The 20,097-nt window shown below is 37.1% G+C and carries 18 protein-coding genes; 2 read left to right on the forward strand and 16 right to left on the reverse strand.

Translation table 11 applies throughout. The features are described 5' to 3' along the window. Positions 1-166: 166 nt before the first annotated feature. The gene (locus ESZ26_RS07755) at positions 167-1,039 is read right to left on the reverse strand and encodes a hypothetical protein (RefSeq protein ID WP_146799179.1); all 873 of its coding nucleotides are present in this window, start codon (positions 1,037-1,039) and stop codon (positions 167-169) included. A 167-nt stretch (positions 1,040-1,206) separates the two neighbouring features. Between ESZ26_RS07755 and ESZ26_RS07760 the strand changes: the two genes are divergently transcribed. After that, positions 1,207-1,455: a type II toxin-antitoxin system Phd/YefM family antitoxin gene (locus ESZ26_RS07760; protein WP_146799180.1), complete on the forward strand. Its 249-nt coding sequence runs from the start codon at positions 1,207-1,209 to the stop codon at positions 1,453-1,455. After that, positions 1,445-1,732, forward strand: a complete 288-nt coding sequence (locus ESZ26_RS07765) for a type II toxin-antitoxin system RelE family toxin (RefSeq protein ID WP_146799181.1) — start codon at positions 1,445-1,447, stop codon at positions 1,730-1,732. The genes ESZ26_RS07760 and ESZ26_RS07765 overlap by 11 nt, the downstream gene beginning before the upstream one ends. A 48-nt stretch (positions 1,733-1,780) precedes the next feature. Here ESZ26_RS07765 and ESZ26_RS07770 read toward each other — a convergent pair whose 3' ends face one another. The 15 genes from ESZ26_RS07770 to ESZ26_RS07845 all read right to left on the reverse strand — a co-directional run bounded on the left by ESZ26_RS07770 (position 1,781) and on the right by ESZ26_RS07845 (position 20,097). Continuing rightward, a complete protein-coding gene (locus ESZ26_RS07770) occupies positions 1,781-2,338 on the reverse strand; it encodes a GNAT family N-acetyltransferase (protein ID WP_146799182.1) in 558 nt (185 codons plus the stop codon). 30 nt (positions 2,339-2,368) lie between these two features. After that, positions 2,369-2,884, reverse strand: coding sequence for a hypothetical protein (locus ESZ26_RS07775; RefSeq protein ID WP_146799183.1), 516 nt, complete (start codon positions 2,882-2,884; stop codon positions 2,369-2,371). A gap of 489 nt (positions 2,885-3,373) precedes the next feature. Continuing rightward, positions 3,374-3,892 (reverse strand): gamma-glutamylcyclotransferase family protein, encoded by a 519-nt coding sequence (locus tag ESZ26_RS07780; protein WP_146799184.1) that lies wholly within the window; start codon positions 3,890-3,892, stop codon positions 3,374-3,376. A gap of 445 nt (positions 3,893-4,337) precedes the next feature. Then, on the reverse strand, positions 4,338-6,104 hold the full coding sequence (locus tag ESZ26_RS07785; protein ID WP_146799185.1) for a PAS domain-containing sensor histidine kinase: 1,767 nt from the start codon (positions 6,102-6,104) through the stop codon (positions 4,338-4,340). A 191-nt stretch (positions 6,105-6,295) separates the two neighbouring features. Next, entirely contained in the window at positions 6,296-6,895 is a 600-nt protein-coding gene (locus tag ESZ26_RS07790; protein ID WP_146799186.1) for a PepSY domain-containing protein, read from the reverse strand. A gap of 594 nt (positions 6,896-7,489) precedes the next feature. Further along, complete coding sequence (locus ESZ26_RS07800; protein WP_146799187.1) at positions 7,490-8,044, reverse strand: GNAT family N-acetyltransferase; 555 nt, start codon at positions 8,042-8,044, stop codon at positions 7,490-7,492. A gap of 359 nt (positions 8,045-8,403) precedes the next feature. Then, on the reverse strand, positions 8,404-9,729 hold the full coding sequence (locus tag ESZ26_RS07805; RefSeq protein WP_146799188.1) for an aspartate aminotransferase family protein: 1,326 nt from the start codon (positions 9,727-9,729) through the stop codon (positions 8,404-8,406). A gap of 299 nt (positions 9,730-10,028) precedes the next feature. Further along, positions 10,029-10,733: a TorF family putative porin gene (locus ESZ26_RS07810; RefSeq protein WP_146799189.1), complete on the reverse strand. Its 705-nt coding sequence runs from the start codon at positions 10,731-10,733 to the stop codon at positions 10,029-10,031. Between the two features lie 45 nt (positions 10,734-10,778). Then, positions 10,779-11,996, reverse strand: a complete 1,218-nt coding sequence (locus ESZ26_RS07815) for a BCCT family transporter (protein ID WP_146799190.1) — start codon at positions 11,994-11,996, stop codon at positions 10,779-10,781. A 203-nt stretch (positions 11,997-12,199) separates the two neighbouring features. Continuing rightward, on the reverse strand, positions 12,200-13,840 hold the full coding sequence (gene betA, locus ESZ26_RS07820) for a choline dehydrogenase (protein ID WP_146799191.1): 1,641 nt from the start codon (positions 13,838-13,840) through the stop codon (positions 12,200-12,202). Between the two features lie 89 nt (positions 13,841-13,929). Beyond that, positions 13,930-15,393, reverse strand: a complete 1,464-nt coding sequence (gene betB, locus ESZ26_RS07825) for a betaine-aldehyde dehydrogenase (RefSeq protein ID WP_146799192.1) — start codon at positions 15,391-15,393, stop codon at positions 13,930-13,932. Further along, positions 15,384-15,989, reverse strand: coding sequence for a transcriptional regulator BetI (gene betI / locus ESZ26_RS07830; protein WP_146799193.1), 606 nt, complete (start codon positions 15,987-15,989; stop codon positions 15,384-15,386). The genes betB and betI overlap by 10 nt, the downstream gene beginning before the upstream one ends. Before the next feature lie 487 nt (positions 15,990-16,476). After that, the gene (gene mnmH / locus ESZ26_RS07835; RefSeq protein WP_146799194.1) at positions 16,477-17,583 is read right to left on the reverse strand and encodes a tRNA 2-selenouridine(34) synthase MnmH; all 1,107 of its coding nucleotides are present in this window, start codon (positions 17,581-17,583) and stop codon (positions 16,477-16,479) included. Continuing rightward, entirely contained in the window at positions 17,583-18,614 is a 1,032-nt protein-coding gene (selD, locus tag ESZ26_RS07840; protein ID WP_146799195.1) for a selenide, water dikinase SelD, read from the reverse strand. The genes mnmH and selD overlap by 1 nt, the downstream gene beginning before the upstream one ends. Positions 18,615-18,870: 256 nt before the next feature. Then, positions 18,871-20,097, reverse strand: coding sequence for an SAM-dependent methyltransferase (locus ESZ26_RS07845; protein WP_146799196.1), 1,227 nt, complete (start codon positions 20,095-20,097; stop codon positions 18,871-18,873).

A 20,097-nucleotide genomic window follows, 5' to 3' on the forward strand; every position in this document is an offset into this window, starting at 1 on the left:
TAATTGAATAGCGTTGACTTTAAAGTCGTTTGAATACTTCCAAGTTCGTCTTGGATTGTTGTACTTGGGCATAAGACACCTCATCTTTAGTTAGATTTTGGTGTCCGTTTTATCGGGGGAGGATCAGGGTCCGTTTGAGTAACTTGTTATAACTTTTATACACCAATCAGCTTTCTTTCTTTAACACAATTTCAATATTTGAGTTACCCAAAATTAATATCATAGTATCTCCTGAGAAAGAAGAAATAGTATTGGTTTCTTTGGTTCTGCTCTCTTTATTTGTCGGTTTACCATAAAGGTACGTCCAACTAATTTCGTTATTTGAAATAAAGAAAACCCCTGAGTTTACGCTATCTTTTTTACCCTCTATTGAATCTTTACGGGCAAACGTTAAATCTGCCTTTAACTCAAAAATGACTTGAACAACTTTATCGTCTTTGTTTACATATTGCCCATTCCATATTCCAATGTATTTATCTTCATTTTTAATAACTAAAGGGATTATATTTGAAGTAGGAAAATGTGATGTTTTAAGTATGCTAATGACTTCTGATAGAAGAACGTTCGCTCCGTTATCCGAAGTTGGTGTTGCAAAGGCTAAATAGGAGTTTTTGTGGTCTGTAATAAAATGAACCAGTTGTTTCCTTGTTTCTTGTTCACCCTTTGGTATAAATGAAATTTCAATATAATTTAAATCAAACTTCCCATTTGATTTGTAGTTACCTTTATCTAATAGATTGAAAGAACCTGTTTCACTTGCAGCATTAATATCTCTAGTAAAACCAGAAATCCATTTTTCGGCATTAAGCCAACCAGCCGGTAATTTGCTAAACGCGACAAAGTATTGGAATTCATCTCCATTCCAACCAGCTAATACATTTTCAGTTTCATCATATTCTGGGATTACCTGAAAAGTTAGATCTAAAGTTTCCATTAGATCTATTGCCAATCCATCAGCAACTACTTGAGAATCAGAATAAGCATGAGAGGAATAAACCATAACGATTACCAAAAGAAAACAAATTTTAAAATTAGACACAGGATGTCCCAAAGTTATAACGCCCCACTAAGAGGCAAATGATAGTTGGTTAAAATAAGCGACGCAGGAGCAAAAACCAACTGTTATTTGTCCTTTTGAGTGACTTGTTATGTTTACAAGACTACAATAGACTTAATTAAAGACCCTTTTACAGTACTGAGTAACGTATGACAACTAGAATACTAACCGAAGCAGCAGCAAGTATTAGTGAATTAAAAGCTAACCCAATGAAAGTAGCACTAAGTGCAAATGGAGAGCCTATTGCTGTATTAAATAGAAATGAACCTGCTTTTTATTGCGTACCAGCAGAGACTTATGAATTTTTAATGGATCATATTGAAGATTTAGAGTTATTGGCAATCACCGAAAGCAGAAGAAATGAAACAACAATCAAGGTTAGTTTAAATGACCTATGAGCTTGAATTTAAAAAGTCAGCTCTAAAGGAATGGAAAAAACTTGGAGCAACTGTCCAAACACAATTTAAAAAGAAATTAGCTGAAGTTATAGAAACCCCACACATTCAAAGTGCGAAGTTATCTGGGGCTAATGAATTATACAAAATCAAGTTAAGACAAGTAGGTTATCGTTTAGTCTACGAAGTAAACGATGAGATAATTACTGTTACCGTAATATCAGTTGGGAAAAGAGATAAAGGGAATGTTTACAAGGTTGCAATGCGCCGAGCCAATTAATAAACATAACGCCTAACCAACTGTTTTTTGTCCTTGTTTAATTTCTTGTTATATTTCACAGTACTCGGACTGAATTAACCCAAAGCATTTAAGGTCGTGAAACTGGTTTTTCCAGTAACCACTTTGGCGTCTTACGCCTTCCTCTTTGAAACCAACCTTTAGAAGCAGTGATTCAGATGCTAAGTTCCCAGGAACGGTATCGCCTTGAATACGATTAAGTTTACCGCAAGGTAATTCACCTAAAAAGGCTGCTTTAACTATTCGATGGACTGCTTCAGTGGTCAAACCCATGCCCCAATACTTAGGCAATAAATCATATCCAAGTACGGCATTTTTCATTTTGGGACTCCAATTATTAAAGCCACAAGTTCCGATAAATTGATCTGTTTCTTTTAGGCGAATAGCCCAACGAATACCAGCGTTTTCATTAAAGCGAGAGTTAAAGAACTCTATTAAGTTACTCGCTTGTGATAGTTCAGTGAAAGCTTCCAAATCATAATATTCGACAACTGAATTGTCCGAGAACAACTCAAATAAGCTAGTTGAGTCTTCTTTAGATAATTTATCTAACCTTAAGCTATTTGTCTCTAAAACTGGAAATGACAACCTGAATCCTCCGTGAAATATAACGCCCACTTAAGCGGAACCTAACCAACTGTTTTTGTTCCGCTTGAAGTTCTTGTTAGGCTTCTTTAGCAATAAAAATGAGGGATTAATAATAGCCTTACCATTGATTATTTCACTTATTTCATTATTACCAAATGAATTTGTAAGAAAAATAGGATGACCTTGAAGCTCATGACCACTTATTATTTGAATTTCAAATTCAACTCTAGCCGTGAAATCTAAATAACAATTCAGACATTTTTTTACTGCTATGATTTTTATAACACTTTTCTTAGCTAATTTACCGTAGTATTTTACATATCGCCCCGCAAAACCAGGTTGAGTTGTTACTACATACTCATCAATATTTTCTTGAAGAGAATCATCGTAATTTACCCCATGAATTATGAATTCGACATTTGCTATATATTCCTCGCCGATCAACTCTGAATAATTTATTGATTCACTAACATCCTCGTAACTGGCTAAAGTTGAACAACCATGTAGAGCTATGATCAAAATGATCATGGGATAAATACGATTCATTAAAACCCTTAAGCATAACGCCCCACTAAGAAGCAAATAATAGTTGGCTAAAATGTGAAACGGAGCAGAACTAGCCAACTGTTATTTGTCCTGCTGAGTGGCTTAAGTGGCTGGCTCCAACCACTCTGCTTCAAGCCTTTGTTTTGCTGGCCTAAAAATCAATTCTGATATTACAACAGAATACAATAATGAAATAACGGCATAAAGTGTCAGTATGAAATAAAGGTTAGCACCATTTTGAGCGTTTGAAAAAAGCAATAAAGAACTCAGTAGATATGCAACCGCTCCAGAGGCATATAAATGAATTATCTGCGTCCTTATAACCCTAACAAATATCTGCGGTGAATTTAATTTACAACCACCTAAAATAAAGCGTTTCAACAAGGTAAAAATGGCGGTATCTATAAAGCCAAAAGAGATTATAAAATATAAACGTTTTAATATTGTCTGCTAAATTTCATGTTACTCCCTTATGAATGCCACAATTCCTTAGACGCAGTCCTTTTCAATGATTTGTCGACTATACATTGCTCGTTCCTTGGTTTCTCTCTCTTTATTTAGATCATTTATACAGACAACAGATTCGATAATGGCAAGATAGTCAGCAGGTAATTTTGTTTCTTTTGCTCCAACAATAACGTGATTAAGGTACCAAGAATAGGGTTTTAATGAAGGGTCTATCTTAAGTGCACAATATATTAATGCTTCGAAAGTTTCTCCCCGATCATTGTATACAGATACAATTTTTTCATTGTATCCAGATCCTAAACTTTCGGCTCGGTCTAAAATGGCTTTCTCATCTTTGTTTATCTCAAAAAGAGCGCCTATGACTATGTCATCACTATTGTTTGTCTGAAAAGAGTCACATTTACCTGAGCCATCTTTACCGCTCATATTAAAACGTAATTGGTGATTTTTAAGACTTACAGTCTCAAGCTTTTGGGCACTTGGTACCCTTTCTTGAAGTCTTAAAAGGGACATATTTGAACCATATGCAAAATACTTCATTAAAACTCCTCTGCGATTATTACCTTATTACTAGGCAAATAATTGTTAATTTAAAATATAGAAGTGCAACAGTAAACGATTTTTAATTTAAAATCTTATTACTTAAACCTAAGCCAACAAAAAATGCGCTATCGCTTTTAGTATTTTGATGATTTTTAGATAAATAACTTTAACAGTGTTGCTAGAGTTCTTAATGGGACGCGCTAATACATTCTTTAAAATTAAGCTTAGTCGCTACAAAGACCGATGAATAACAAGTTACCAACACAACCAACAAAAAGAAAATGGATATAACACAAAAATTCACCGCCAATCTAGATAATTAATAAAGCTGTGCTGCGCCATTATTTTACTACCTAAATGGCTAAGTCATTTGCATATAGCTTAGCTCTAATCCATTCAATTTATTAGTATCCTTGGGCGATACATTGTTAAATAAATTTTTTCATTCATCGAGGGGTAATGCGATAACAAATTGTGTAGATTCATCGACAGTACTAAAACAGGCAACTTTACCGTTCAAGCTTTGAGTCACTAGATTATAGAGAATACTTAACCCTAAACCAGATCCTTTTTGCCGCTGCGTTGTATAAAAAGGCTCAAACACCTTTTCTATCTCCCCCACTTCAATACCACAGCCATTATCTTGCACGGTGAGCATCAACATTTCATTTTGTACTTTAAAACTTATTTTGATTTGACCATTAATTATTTCTTTAAATGCATGAGTTAACGCGTTATCAATCAAAATTGTTACTATTTGTGCAATAGTACCAGGAGATGTTAAAAGTGGAAAATCTTCATCTCCTGATAAAAATATTTTTATATTCTTTTCACTTACTCGAGGTGACAATGTCGAAATAATGTCATTTAAATATTTAAAGAAGTTAATCGTGCGTTTTTCATCATTTGATTGATCTACAGCTATCATCTGAAAATTTCTTACCAGCTCTGATGCCCGCTCTAAATTACGCAAAATTATATCGCTACTACCAATCAAACTATTACATTGATTAACAAACGTAGTGCGTTTGATTTTTCCACTTTCAACGGCTTTTTTAATCAGTAATGCGCTATGTTCTAAATTACTAGCGCCTGTTACGGCAATACCAAGAGGCGTATTGATCTCATGGGCAACACCGGCGACTAAATTACCTAAGGCTGCCATTTTTTCAGACTCAACAAGTTGGTCTTGCGTCGACTTTAATGATTCAAATGCTACTGCTAATTTTTTGTTAGTTTGGCTTAGCTCTTGAGTACGTTCTTCTACTTTTTCTTCTAATTCATCTCTAGCTTTACTTAACTCAACCTGCATATTTTTTAATTCAGAAATATCGTCGTAAGTCCCAACAATACCAATAACCTCATTAAACTCATTAAACTCATTTATAATTGGGCGCTTAGACGTACGTAACCAAATAGTCTTTCCATTAGCATGTGTTTGAGGCTCTTCAGAAGCAATTAAATGCTCTCTTGAGACCATTGTATTAGCGTCATCTGAACGATACAGTTCTGCTTGTTCAGGAAATATATCAAAGTCAGTCACTCCGATAATCTCAGAGGGTGAATTAAGATGGGCATCATTTGAAAAAGCTTTGTTACTTCCTAAATAAACTGATTCTCTATTTTTCCAAAAAACCCGCTGTGGCATTAAATTCAATACGGTTTGAAAGGTGTTTATTTGTGTGATTTTTTGCCTATTTGTATGGGCAGCATCAAAAACATAATGAATAAATTGATAAAGAGGGCTAGATGTTTTAATCACGGTATTTGACGTATTCGATTGATAGCTGATTACGCCTATAAGCTCATTAGCTACGGAAAAGGGTAACACAAAACAATTATCGTTTTGAGAATCGCTAAAATCTGTATTGTTTAAAAAACTAACGTTTACTTGGCTTTTACTTTGCTGTACTTCTTGTAATTGATTACTTAACAATCGGATAGTATTAGGCAAATCGCTTTGATTAACATTAACAGCGACACGCTGCTCACTTGGCTGATTATCTTGTGTTTGCAAACAATAACTATTGTAATGCGACTTTTTGTTTTGAATATCGTTGAAAACTACGGTAAAAGTAATAAATGGACTATTTAAAAGGACAGCCAGCTTTTTCATCGCGAAAGAAAAATGTTTTGTTTTTGTAAAATTGGTTTCTGAATCTAATGATAATAAACGTATAAATTCTAACTGTTCTTGGCTTCTAGTCACTCAAGTGCCCTTTCTTTGTTATACCCCCTTTTAAATATATATGATGATTGAAATTAAGCATAATTATATATTTTTTGCTAATCTACAATGACCACAAAGATGAGTTTCCATTAGATAAGTAATGCCTAACACCCGCTTTATAGCATTAGTGTCTGATAGACATATCTCGGTTAGGGGAATATTTTAAACAACTACTCTTTATTTTTAACATAAAGCCGTATACCCAAAATAGTCAAGGTTACCAATAGCACTAAACCTAAGACGCCAAAAACTAAATTTACACTTTTAAATGGAGTCCATTGTAGATAATGAATTTTATAAAGTATGTTTATTAACTTTGTATCATCACCTTTTTGGCTCAATCTTAAACTTAACCAATCAAGATTTATTACAACTCCTGTGCTAGTTTTCGCCTTGGTACCATCAATAGAAATAATATCCCCATAACGCTCTTTATTTATTGAAAGTGCATCTTCGATAAGCAGTTTATATTCTAGACTACTTATCACCTCTTTAGCTTGCAAAGAAATAGGGTCTAAGTGTTCAGTTTTTCCATTTAATTTCACCAGTAAATGATGACCTAAAATGGTTTTAATTAACCGAACTTCATGCCATTTTTTATCTGGTTTAACTAATAATTGTGTTTCTAAGGGGTAGGTTTTTAATGATAATTGCTCATAAGCCCCCTTGTAACCTGGTTTAATAAAAAATATTACCCCGGTGATTGTCCAGCCAAACATTGGCAATATAAGGATCAGACCTATCAGTCTATGTATTTTTCTACTTGTCATTTTATCTATCTTATTGTTAAAAGCTTCATGGTAATATTAACCGCGATAACACTCTATTAAGTGACGAGATACCATGGGTTAAAATCACGTAAAACGAGCGAGAGTTAATTGTCGGGCATCTTTTAGCTGATAATTATATGTAAACTGCTGATATAACTACTATAAAAAATTCAGTGGCAATAGTAAACCTATAATTAAAGCCACAAAGCCAAGGTATTGACCAAAAGTAGAATTATCATGATGCGTTTTTTTTAATCGAGTCAGCTCAGCACCATTAAGATCAGCGCAATGGCTACATTTATCTAATGATTGGACATAATATAACTCACATCTATTACAGCGTTTTTGCTTTGACTGTTTAGACCTCCAAGTTGAAGTTAACCCTATCGATATTATAAATTCCTTTTATAGATAGCTTCATTGAGAGCAAATATTTTGTAGCTAAAATCTTATATTGAATTGTCTACGATTAAAAGTGAATATCAACGCTTAACGTTAGATTATAATTAATTAGTGGGTAGGTTCATCATCATATTAGCTGCGATACTGGGTACACATAGTAAAAAGTTGCTAACAGTTAAACAGGCGTATTTATTAATTGTTAATTGTTATTATTTTGGGTCGGTAAAGGGAGCCTAGAATTCCCCCAAAGAGATTTTTATAGACCGCGTCTATTTCTTCTTTAGAGATATTACCACCGTGTATTAGCATCTCAAGTCGCTCTTCTGGCTCTTTAACTATGAAGCCTGAAGAAATGAAGCCATTATTTAGATAAAATGCTTTTCGTTTTACCCGCTGTGAGTAGTTTTGCTGTTGTCTTTGAAGTTCTTCAATATTTAATACAATTCTACTTTCATACTTGTCTTTTAATGCATCTAATACCTTACTTCCATAACCAGATGAACGTTGAAATTCGGCTATTGCAAAGAAATGGACAAAGACAATATCTTTATACTCAGTGAGATAGATTAAACCAATCCAATTATCGCTTTCATAAAGAACGCTAAATCCGTCCTTACCTTTTCTGAGCATAAAGCGAAGCAGACATGAGGGTACACGCCTTACAGTCGTGAAAGCTTCTTTATAAAGTTCAATAACATTTGAATAGTTAACGTCATATTTAGTAAGAGGACTGAATTTTATGCTCATTGTATTACTCATACCCTTTAAGTCTATTTGTTAGCAGTAAGTGTTTTTCTTTTACTGACCTCGCTATGCGCGCTTGGCTAACCAGTGGTTAACACCATACAAAATCAAACATCACAAGTAACGCGTTACTGTCAAGCGGTTGATATCTAAGTAGTATCCTAAACACATCTAAAAAGTAGGGTTAGCGTTTATATAATTATTTACTGCTAAATATACCATGAAGCACAAAGAGCTAAGTACATTCACCCCTAATTAACGGGTGTTTAATAAAGATAAAAGATTTTATCTTTATTAAATTTGTCATTACTGCCCTCACTCAATAATAAAAATTAAGGCTGAAGATTGAAAAAATATTTTGTTTATTCTGCGTTAATCGCAGCACTCATCGATTGCTCAGCAACTTGTTCTAACCACTTAAGGTCGACAGTTTGGTGAGCTTCACAAATAAACCAAGGTTCTCTTGAGTCCGGCTCTAACATAACGCCATTGTCGATTAAGTTAAGCGCGAATTGGGTATAAAGGTCACTGTTAGTCTTTTTCCAATCACGATAATTTTGTGGTACTTCACTACCGAAATGCACGCCAAACATGGCATCGGGTCCAGCAAAACAATGTTCTATATCAAATTTTGTAAAAACCCGTGAAAGTAACGCTTGAATTTTTTGACCTACTGTCGCAATCGTTGCAAGTGCATCGGTTTCTTTAAGTACGGTTAATGTCGCTTTAGCCGCACTCAATGCCACCATATTAGCGGTATAAGTGCCGCCGTGAGTTACCCCGTCTTTAGCAAACGATATAGCATCCATAACATTAGCTTTACCACCAAAAGCAGCAATAGGGTAACCGTTACCCATAGCTTTTGCATAAGTGGTTAAATCAGCATAGATACCATATAACGCCTGGGCTCCGCCCTTAGCAACACGAAAACCCGTTTTGACTTCGTCCATGATTAACAAAGAATCATTGGCATCACAAACGTCGCGAAGTTTTTGCATATAGGCTTGCGTTGAGGCAATTGACCCACAATTACCCATGATAGGCTCAATCAATATAGCCGCAATATCATCGCCATGTTGAGCGAAAACACTATCAATCGCTTTAAAATCGTTTAACGGTACACTCACTTGATGTTCACGCGTACTTTGTGGGATACCTGCGCCAAATGGAATGATTTCTGGCGGCTTTTCGTCACTGACCTCCCAGTTATCAACATCTGATTTCCACATCACTTCATCATGCAGTCCGTGAAAGCCCCCTTCAACCACGACTATTTTATTACGTTTTGTAAAACCACGAGCGGTACGCACTGCACCAATAACCGCTTCGGTACCTGAATTAGCAAAGCGCATTTTATCGATATTAGGGCAAAGTGATTTCACCAGCTCAACCACATCAGAATCAAGCCCGGTAGAAAAACCTGAAATAGTGCCAACGGTAGTAATGGCGTGAATCACCTCATTGTCTACACGTTCATCACGATAACCAAGAATGATTGGCCCATAGGCTAAACGAAAATCGACAAATGTTTGTTCATCACAATCGGTGATGGTACAACCTTCCATGCTGCTTAAAAATACGGTATTTTCTTCACCCCAATAACGGTAGCTGTCTGCAACCCCTAACGGCATATTTTCGTGGGCTCTTTTGAGCATAGCGTTGCTTTGGGGCTTATGTGGTTTAGTCATGATCGCTCTTTATATCACTGAATGTTTTAAACATTAATTAACGTAAATTTTATCGGGTGATAATACAGGGATCGTGCAATTTCAGGAAGTGTAAATCTTTTAATTAGTCAGGTATTCGTATTTTTAAGGGGGAAATGAGTTGATAAAGTCATCTTCATTGAGCATAAGCAAGCCTGATAAGTAAAACTGCTGTTTATCCATTACTATAAAAAAAGCCTCAGTGATAACACCGAGGCTTAGATAATAAGTAGATAGCTAGATAAACTATCTACAGTAGAGGTCACTTATAGCCAATAAAATTATAAGCTAAAGGTACGAGATACAGATAACACGACGCGTGTATCTGCCATATCAATGTTCATATTTGTATCTTCAAGGGCAAGATCAACATCAAAGCCTTTCCAATTGGTCATATATTCAACGCGATAATGATTGTAAGCATCTTTAGCATTCCATGACCATTTATCTTTATTCGCTGACATTGAACGATCAAAACTTACCTTAATACTATGACCAGGTTTCACTTCAAACGTATGAGCAACCATAGCGATATAGTGATTTACATCAAGACCAAAATAATCCCAGCTGTACCAGAAGTTTACTTCACTATTACCCATCGATGAACTGTAGCCAAATTTTGCATAAGCTTCAGGATAATTGTAAGTATCTGACACGTTATCGCCATGATACGTATAATAAGCAATACCTGCATCTAGTCCTATTTTTTCGTTAAGTTGAAAATATTGACCAACATAGGCATCCCACTCAATATCAGTGTCTTCAAAGCTACCAAAGTCAACATTTGACGCCCAAGTACCGGCATAAAAACCACTATCAGCAGCATAATCTAAACTTGCTTGTAATGCTGGATCGTTACCCGTTTGGCTGACACCATTAAAGGTATAATCAGAGGCTAAGTTAACTGTTGCAGAAACATCAGCTAGTGCAGCAGAAGATAATGTTAATAAACAACTTGTTGCTATGGCAATAATACTTTTATTCATTTAATTTCTCATTTTATTTAGTATTTCAATACAAAGTGGTCGATGCTATTCGACTAATTCGATCTTATTAAAATCAATTTTATTTTCTTTTGGTGAACACTCAATTTCGCTAACCACTTTAAACTTGTTAAACAGGATATAACCAAAGCAAGTAAAAAATAATCCGATAACGACAGCACCAACCCATTGGATTTGTAAGAAATCTAATTTAAATAACAGGGTAAGTAAACTCAAAGCAATTAAATTACCCAAAAAGTATTTAACTCTGCCCAGTCTTGCAACACTCAAATTCAAATTGTCAGTATAAAGACGGATCAATGAATCAAGTGAGTTAATCACAAAGGTTATCCCAACAAAGGCCATTGCGATGTTATAGAAACCGGCGGTCTCTAGCCCATTTGCACTGTAGTAATAGAGCACTGAAAACCATATGGCGATTGGAATAGAAGGGAAAATTAACATCGCTGCCAATACTTGATAAGTACGAAGACCACCAACAAAGCGTGAGGTAAATTGTCCAATCATAATACTCCAAGCAAACCACCAATAAAGGTAAAATTCATGATAATCATTAAGAGGTAAAGCGAATTCATGGATATTACCAAAGTAGCCACCAATCATAGCGATAGTATTAGCAAACTCACCGATACTAGAGGTTTCAGAAAGAAAAGCACCAGCCCACATTAGGGCAATTAACGCCAGAAATAACCAAGTAGTTGCTAAGCTTAATATTTTTACGTAACGAATATTAGTACTTGAATAAACAGCAGCTGCAATCACTAAAAACACAATCAAATAGAAACTACTAATAATGGATTCGCCATCGCCAAGTTCGGGCATATACCAAGGTAAATTGGTTAACAACAAATAGGCTGTAAAAGCACAAGTACCGATGATAACTATGTTATTCACCAGTTTAACCAGTGGAATTTCAAAAAAGCGTACGCGTGGTTCAATCACACAGAAGTAGAAACATGTTAAAAAGTAAAATCCCCAGATTAGAAATGCCCAGTAGCCGAATTCTATAGCTAACGGGTTAGTAAATCCATATTCAGGGTTGGTCGCTAAATCAGCATATCCGGCAAACTCTGTCAGCGGAAACATGATCAAGCCAACATCTAGGCCTGAAGTAAACAAAATCGCAATAAAGGTAAATGTTTTAACCGGTGTTACACCGACGCAGCGAATATTGCCCCACCGATATAACACAAAGGCTATGGCGGTGAAGGTAAATAACAGCCCAGCTGTTAACCATGTAGTCATAGTTGTCTCCTGAGCAAGGTTTTAATTAATGTAAACAAGTAGTACTCCTCTTTGAGGTTTATAAAAGTACACGGCAAATTAAAGCTTGAAATTTCAATTGTCGCCATCATGAAAATATCTTGATGGCGAAAATTAACATCTAACCGCGTACTGACGCTTAACGTTAGTTAATTTTTAGATTTGGTTATAGAGCGCAGTGGCTATTAATTTTGCACTAAGCTGACAGGTGCATTCGATGGCGATAAAACTGCTCGTCCACGAATAATATCAGCAGCACGCTCAGCAACCATTATGGTTGGCGCATTTAGGTTACCGTTAGGAATAGTTGGGAATATTGACGAGTCAACAACCCTTAATCCTTCAATACCATGTACTCGAGTTTGAGAGTCTACAACCGACAGTTCATCTGTGCCCATTTTGCATGAACATGATGGATGATAAGCACTTTCAACAAATTGACGGACAAAAGTATCAATTTCTTCATCGCTTTGAATACCGATACCTGGCTGTATTTCTTCACCTCGATATTTATCTAATGCGCTTTGATTGATAATGTCTCGGGTAAGGCGAACACAGGCACGAAAACCTTCACGGTCTTCTTCGTGCTCAAGGTAATTGAAACGTATTTGCGGATGTGCTTTAGGATCACTCGACAAAGCTTTAATAAAGCCCCTACTTTTGGGTTTATTATGGCCAACATGAACTTGAAAACCGTGACCTGCAAAAGCCTCTTTACCGTCATAACGCATCGCTGCAGGTAAAAAGTGGTATTGTATATCTGGCCATTCAGCGGATGGTTTAGAGCGAATAAATCCACAAGATTCAAAGTGATTAGTTGAGCCTAAGCCTTTCTTTGTTAAGATCCAACGGACACCAATCAGCAATTTACTCCACCAGTCTAACTTGCCATTTAAGGTGATCGGTTGCTTACATTTGAATTGGAAGTAAAATTCAAGATGATCTTGCAAATTCTCACCGACCCCTGGTAAATCGTGCAACACTTCAATAGCAGCATCTTCAAGCACAGCTTTAGGACCGATACCTGAAAGTTGTAGGATATGGGGCGAGCCAATAGGTCCTGCTGATAAAATAACATCTTTATTGGCGCCAACGTCAAATGTTTTTCCGTTGCGTTCGTAACGTACACCAACTGCTTTTTTACCATCAAGTAGTACTTTGTGAACCAAAGCATGAGTGATCACAGTTAAGTTTTTACGTGCCATTGCCGGTCTTAAATAGGCATTAGCAGTTGAACTGCGGACACCTTTTTTTACCGTCATGTGCATCGGGCCAAAACCTTCTTGCTGAGTACCATTATAGTCATTGGTTGCGCGATAACCGGCTTCAACTCCGGCATCAACAAACGCTTGATACAGTGGGTTTTTCATCTGGTTACCGTTATTAACCCCTAATGGTCCGCTCTTGCCACGATATTCATCACCGGCAAAGGCCCAGGTTTCAGCTTTTTTGAAATACGGTAAACAATGAGCGTAATCCCAATTTTGGGCGCCATTTTCTTGCCATTCATCGAAATCACGAGCGTGTCCACGAACATAAACCATGCCATTAATCGAAGATGAACCACCTAATACTTTACCACGCGGACAGTGCATACGACGACCATCAAGGTTAGGCTCTGGCTCGGTTTCAAATTGCCAAGCGTATTTCTTAGTATTCATCGGAATAGATAAGGCGGTTGGCATTTGAATAAATATACTTCTATCCGTGCCACCAGTCTCAAGTAACAAGACTTTGCTGTTGCTGTCTTCACTTAGGCGATTAGCTAATACACAACCAGCAGAGCCGGCACCGACTATAATGTAATCATAATTATTACTGTTCATTTAACACTCAACTTTACTAATTTGCTTGCCAATATTTAAGTTTTGGCAATAATTTAAGGCTTAAGGACGCTAACTTACTTTTAACTTTATTAAAATGGGCTATCTAATGGCTGTAAGCCAACATAGACCGCTTTTATTTGCGTGTAATAATCAAGTGTTACCAGTCCATTTTCACGGCCAACGCCAGATTGCTTATAACCGCCAACCGGCATTTGAGCAGGTGAAGCTCCGAAACTGTTTATCCAACAAATTCCTGCTTCCATTTGATGAGTCACTCGATGAGCGCGAGTAATGTCTTGCGTGAATACCCCTGCTGCTAAACCAAAGTCAGTAGCGTTTGCGCGTTGAATGACTTCGTCTTCGTCATCGAATGTCAATACAGACATTACCGGACCAAATATCTCTTCACGGCAGATAGTCATTTCATCAGTACAATCGGTGAAAATAGTTGGCGCGACAAAATAACCGTTCGGTGCATTATCTGGCTGAAGGGCTTTGCCGCCATGCAGTAAGGTTGCTCCCTCACTAACACCAAGTTTAATGTATTTCATTACCAGATTTAAATGCTTTAAAGAGATCAGTGCGCCAAAGTTAGTCTCTTCTGCCATAGGGTCACCGGCGATAATATTTTGCTTAGTGCGCTGGAGTAACTTTTCTATAAAGGCAGGATATATTGATTTTTGCACGAATACGCGCGTACCGTTGGTACAAACTTCACCTTGGGTATAAAAGTTACCTAACATCGCTGCAGAAACCGCATTGTCGACATCAGCGTCATCAAAAATAATTAATGGCGATTTACCGCCAAGCTCCATGGTGACATCTTTAAGTGTGCTAGCTGCTGCTGCCATCACTTTTTTGCCTGTACCCACTTCACCGGTAAAAGACACTTTGGCAATTTGTGTATGATGAGTTAACCACGCACCTACTTCACCAGCACCCTGAACCACATTAAATACGCCATTAGGAATACCTGCTTCGGTAAAAATTTCGGCAAGTTTTAATGCGCCTAATGGGGTTTCTTCTGAAGGTTTAAAAATCATTGCATTACCACAGGCAAGCGCGGGAGCTGCTTTCCAACAAGCTATCTGTAGTGGGTAATTCCAAGCACCAATGCCGGCGCAAATACCCAATGGCTCGCGACGTGTGTAATAGAAATCACCATCTACCGACTGTTGATTACCTTCAACACCAGGTGCTAAGCCAGCAAAGAATTCAATTGAATCAGCACCAGATGCAACATCAACTACTGAAGCTTCTTGCCATGGTTTACCTGTATCAAGTACCTCTACTTTAGCCAGTTCATCATTACGCTCACGCAATAAGGCAACGGCTTTAAGTAAAAGACGACTTCGTTCAATCGCACTCATTGCAGACCAAGTAGCAAAGCCACGTTGTGCACTTGCTATTGCCTGCTGCTTAATTTTTTCATCAGCGACTTCAACCTGATAGATAACTTTCCCAGTTGCTGGGTTAATTACCTCAAATGTTTGACCACTATCATTTGCCATGTAGGCACCATCGATAAAGTTTTTATAACATACTAATGACAAGATACTTCTCCATACTGCTTAAGCAGATCGACTATAAATTTTTTACAAAATTGCTCGGCTTGCCTGAACTCTTCTTCAGGTCTTGGGCTTAATGCACTACGTAACCAAAAACCGTCTATCATAGCTGCTGTCTGCTTAGTGGCGATTAACGCTAAATCGTCATTTAATAACTGACGAAAAGAAAAAAGTAGATTGCTGTGCAGGCGCTTACTGTTGATATTTTGTAGCCTTGCTAATCCTGGTTCATGCATTGATTGCGCCCAGAAACTAAGCCAAGTTTTTGTTGCGGGTTTAGAACGTTGTAATTGAGTAAAATTAGCTTCTATAATCATTTTAAGTCGTTCGACTGCACCGAGATGCTGACCACTAACACGTTCAAGTAGCGCTAACTTCAATTGTTCGAGCAAGTGCTTAACGGTTGCTTCTACTAATTGCTGCTTACCACCAAAATAATGACTAATAATGCCTGAAGATAAGCCAGCAATGCGACTGATCGTTATTATTGTCGTGTTTTGTAAACCAAATTGTGCGACAGAATCTAAGGTAGCATCAATTAACTGTTGTTTACGTAAGGGCTTCATTCCAATTTTAGGCACTGACTTCTCGAATATTATTTTTAATTGAACGTTCAATTAATTATAATTCTAACGGTTTCGAATGAAATTATCAAGTTACTGTTATCAACTCAGGATGAAGTCAAACCTATAAAATCATTTTAAATCAATAGAATAATTCATATAAAGGGCTATAAATAATTTTTTAATTTTATGGTGATGATTAGTATACGAACTATATTTCAGGTGATTAATTGATAGCGGAGTTTAAATAAACGGCTGTTTTTTAATAAGGGGAAATTAGTTGGGTTCGATTAATAGACTGTTTTCAATGAATTTTTAAAAATTTAAGGTGAGAGTTCTTTATTTTGCACTGACAACTCAGAAAATCCACTGTTAACGAATATCGTCAGTGATCGTACTTTAAGGTGAGTTGCTCGTTTAACCAAGAAACTATGCCGCAATATAGGTTATTTTTAATCAGTTTCATTAATAGCGGCTGTAGGATCATTCATCTTGTTTAAGTGTTTTACTTATTGTCTAGATAGGCTAAACATTGGGCATTATTACCACGAAATATCACCCTTTCGGCTTTGAGCCCTAATTGATATTGATACATAGGATCATAATACTCTTCAAGTAATGGCTTTAACCAATCTAAATGATAGTGCGTTAACCCCTTTTGCTGCTCAGTAAACGCTTTAGTTTGCAGAGCTTGTAGTTGTGCATATCGCTCTGTACCCAAACGTTTACGTACTTTAAATAAACCATGTTCTAAATACTCACTAAAGGCAATAAAGCCTTGTTCCACACCATAGGCTGTTTGATACTGCGCAGTCATCTTTATAATGTATTCTTGAAAAATTTGTTCCAAGCGATAATCCAAACTTTCTTCAATCACCACGATTGGCGCTAATGTCATTGCTTGGCGCAAACTTTCAGGTAAATGTACGCTACCAATTAATCGCCCTTCATCTTCTAAGATCAACGGCTTATCTAAACTATAGTTACCGGTAATGTATAATTCAGCTAATTTGTTTTCAAAGTCTATCTGACTGGGTTGTGCGGTAACAAAAGCACCAAAGCTTGAGCCGCGATGCCCTGCAACACCTTCTAAATCAAGACTATTGCTACAATGAGCAAGAAAAGGCGTTTTACCACTGCCAGTATTACCAGCTAAGATCGTTAATGGATGTAGCGCAAGTTGCTCTAGCTCGTTGAGTAAGAATTGACGAAGTGCTTTATACCCCCCGATAAGCAAAGGATAATTGATACCTGATTCTTTTAACCAACGCTGTACCGTTTGTGAGCGTAAACCGCCACGAAAACAGTATAAATAACCTTGCGGATTTTGCTGAACAAAGCTTTGCCATTGTGCCAATCGATTATCTTTACTTTGTCCGGAAACAAGTTCATTGCCAAGATTAATGGCGGCCGCTTGCCCCTTTCTTTTGTAGCACAGCCCTACTTCCGCTCGTTCATCATTATTCATTAGCGGAAAATTAACAGAGTGGTTAAAGGCGCCTTTTTCAAATTCAATGGGTGCGCGAACATCCATCAAAGGAATTTTATTGCGAATAATAGTGCGAAAATCGTTACTGTCTAAGCGTTCTGTGGCAGCGGTGTTTATAATCATTACAACAAACTCACTGTAGGCGAAGTTGCGCCAACTAGTTCACCAATAGGTTGAAGATTCAGACCATTCTCTTGGCATAAAGCTTCAAAGGCTAGCTTACCCGATGGCTGGACAGCAACCAGTAAACCACCGCTAGTTTGTGGATCACATAAAAGTGTTTTTTGTTTCGCATTTAATGGCCCAACATGTTCACCATAACTGCTGAAATTGCGTTCACAGCCACCCGGTATACAGCCTTGGTCAATGTAGTCGTTAACAAAATCAATACAAGGTACTTGCTGAAAATTTAAAATAGCGGCAACATCGCTGCCCTGACACATTTCTAAAAGATGGCCCAAAAGTGCAAAGCCGGTAACGTCTGTCATGGCTGTGACCGTTTCAAGGGCTGCAAATTTTTGCCCAATGATATTTAAGGTTTTCATTTCTTGTGGTGCTAAGTGTGCATGTTCAGCTAATAATTTACCCTGCTTTTCAGCCGTAGTCATAATACCAATGCCTAACGGTTTAGTGAGATACAAGAGATCGCCAACACCCGCGGTGTTATTGCGTTTTATTTGCTCATTATTAATCAAACCGGTAACAGCTAAGCCAAAAATAGGTTCAGGTGCATCAATAGAATGGCCACCCGCTAACGGGATCCCGGCTTCAGCACAAATAGCTCTGGCGCCATCAAGTACTTGTTGAGCGATTTCAGGCGCTAAAATATTGACTGGCCAACCTAAAATTGCAATTGCCATTATCGGCTTACCGCCCATAGCATAAACATCGCTAATAGCGTTACAAGCTGCGATTTTACCAAAGTCAGTGGCATCATCGACAATTGGCATAAAGAAGTCTGTGGTTGAAATAACGCCTTGACCATCACCAATATCAAAAACGGCTGCATCATCTTTAGTGCTATTACCCACCAATAATTCTTTATGCTCAGGTAGAATCAGTGAAGATTTAAGCATTACATCAAGTACAGAGGGAGAAATTTTACAGCCACAGCCTGCGCCGTGAGAGTATTGGGTCAAGCGAATTGGTGTCATAGTGATTCGTATAAAGTAAAAGCAATAAGCTAATTTACAGTAATATGGGCATGGTTACACCTGTGTATTACGATATAACTGTTGATGTGAAGGTAAATGTTGAAATAAAGACTGATATTTGACTGGCGGAAGTGTTTTAAAATAAAAATAATAAACTATTTACAATATTTCCCCACTAAGTCACTTTTTAGCTGAGCTTCTCTTCTTTACTTAAGTAATTTACATTAAGAGAAAAAGAGAAGCATACAACGCTATATTATTTACGGGCAACTATATGAACAGCACTGGTAGAACGTTCTAAGAATGCTCCTTCACAGTAAGCAAAGTAATATAACCATAGGCGTTTAAAGGTATCATCATAGCCAAACTGAGTAAGGTCAGACCAAGAAACTAAAAACTTTTCCCGCCAATGGGCTAAAGTTTGCGCATAATCAAGGCCGATGTCGTCAAGCTGTTCAACAACAAGGTTACTGTGTCTGGTAATATTATCTGATAGTACATTGACTGAAGGTAAAAAACCGCCAGGAAAGATATAACGCTGAATAAAGTCTACGTTACTTCTATAATAATCAAAGCGTTGGTCAGCAATCGTTATTGACTGTATAAGTAACTTACCGCCATCTTTTAATAAATCATTACACTGTTTAAAGAAGCTGGGTAAAAATTCATAGCCAACAGCTTCAATCATTTCAATTGAAACGACTTTATCAAACGAGCCAGTTAAATCGCGATAATCCTGTTTTAGTAAAGTGATCTGATCTTGCAACCCTAATTTATTAATACGCTCTTGTGCATAGTTAAATTGAGCATCAGAAATAGTTGTTGTCGTTACCTTACAACCATAATTTTGCGCTGCATATATGGCTAAACCACCCCAACCCGTGCCTATCTCTAATAAATGATCATTATCACTTAATGATAAACGCTGACAAATTGTTGCAAGTTTATGTAACTGCGCTTCATCTAAGGACGCATCTTTGGTCGGGTAAATTGCAGATGAATACATCATTTCTGGGTCAAGAAAACGAGTATATAATTCGTTACCAAGATCATAATGGGCAAGTATATTTTTCTTGGAGCCTGATTGAGTATTTCTATTCTGCCAATGAGTTATGCTGTTCTTTAGCTTATTTAACCATGATTTTTTAGACTCAAGGCTATCAGTTTCTTGTTGTGCTTTAGCAAAAATTCTAATGACGTTAGTAAGATTAGGACTGCTCCATTTACCTGCGATATAAGCTTCTGACACACCGATACTACCACCTTTGACAAAATCACGGTAAACACTGATATCATGTATATGGATCTTGCCTTTAAGCGTTGAACTACCTGATGCTGCAGGGAAAGTGTTATGCTCTGCTCCTTCTACGACCTCTAGTTCGCCATAAGATAGCTTTGAAAAAACAGAATGAACCATGTCGCGACAACGCTTATCTATCCAGTTAGCTGTCTGCAAAGTTCTAACACCTTCAATTTGTTCCAT

It is taken from the genome of Colwellia hornerae, assembly GCF_007954355.1.
Classification (GTDB): Bacteria; Pseudomonadota; Gammaproteobacteria; order Enterobacterales; family Alteromonadaceae; genus Colwellia_A; species Colwellia_A hornerae.

What these genes read in the sequence shown, in the direction of transcription:
- mnmH (WP_146799194.1), bottom strand. Translation starts at nt 17,583, where the DNA reads ATGATTATAAACACCGCTGCCACAGAACGCTTAGACAGTAACGATTTT.
- ESZ26_RS07815 (WP_146799190.1), bottom strand. Translation starts at nt 11,996, where the DNA reads ATGACTACATGGTTAACAGCTGGGCTGTTATTTACCTTCACCGCCATA.
- ESZ26_RS07810 (WP_146799189.1), bottom strand. Translation starts at nt 10,733, where the DNA reads ATGAATAAAAGTATTATTGCCATAGCAACAAGTTGTTTATTAACATTA.
- betA (WP_146799191.1), bottom strand. Translation starts at nt 13,840, where the DNA reads ATGAACAGTAATAATTATGATTACATTATAGTCGGTGCCGGCTCTGCT.
- ESZ26_RS07805 (WP_146799188.1), bottom strand. Translation starts at nt 9,729, where the DNA reads ATGACTAAACCACATAAGCCCCAAAGCAACGCTATGCTCAAAAGAGCC.
- ESZ26_RS07775 (WP_146799183.1), bottom strand. Translation starts at nt 2,884, where the DNA reads ATGAATCGTATTTATCCCATGATCATTTTGATCATAGCTCTACATGGT.
- ESZ26_RS07790 (WP_146799186.1), bottom strand. Translation starts at nt 6,895, where the DNA reads ATGACAAGTAGAAAAATACATAGACTGATAGGTCTGATCCTTATATTG.
- ESZ26_RS07780 (WP_146799184.1), bottom strand. Translation starts at nt 3,892, where the DNA reads ATGAAGTATTTTGCATATGGTTCAAATATGTCCCTTTTAAGACTTCAA.
- ESZ26_RS07800 (WP_146799187.1), bottom strand. Translation starts at nt 8,044, where the DNA reads ATGAGCATAAAATTCAGTCCTCTTACTAAATATGACGTTAACTATTCA.
- ESZ26_RS07760 (WP_146799180.1), top strand. Translation starts at nt 1,207, where the DNA reads ATGACAACTAGAATACTAACCGAAGCAGCAGCAAGTATTAGTGAATTA.
- ESZ26_RS07765 (WP_146799181.1), top strand. Translation starts at nt 1,445, where the DNA reads ATGACCTATGAGCTTGAATTTAAAAAGTCAGCTCTAAAGGAATGGAAA.
- selD (WP_146799195.1), bottom strand. Translation starts at nt 18,614, where the DNA reads ATGACACCAATTCGCTTGACCCAATACTCTCACGGCGCAGGCTGTGGC.
- ESZ26_RS07845 (WP_146799196.1), bottom strand. Translation starts at nt 20,097, where the DNA reads ATGGAACAAATTGAAGGTGTTAGAACTTTGCAGACAGCTAACTGGATA.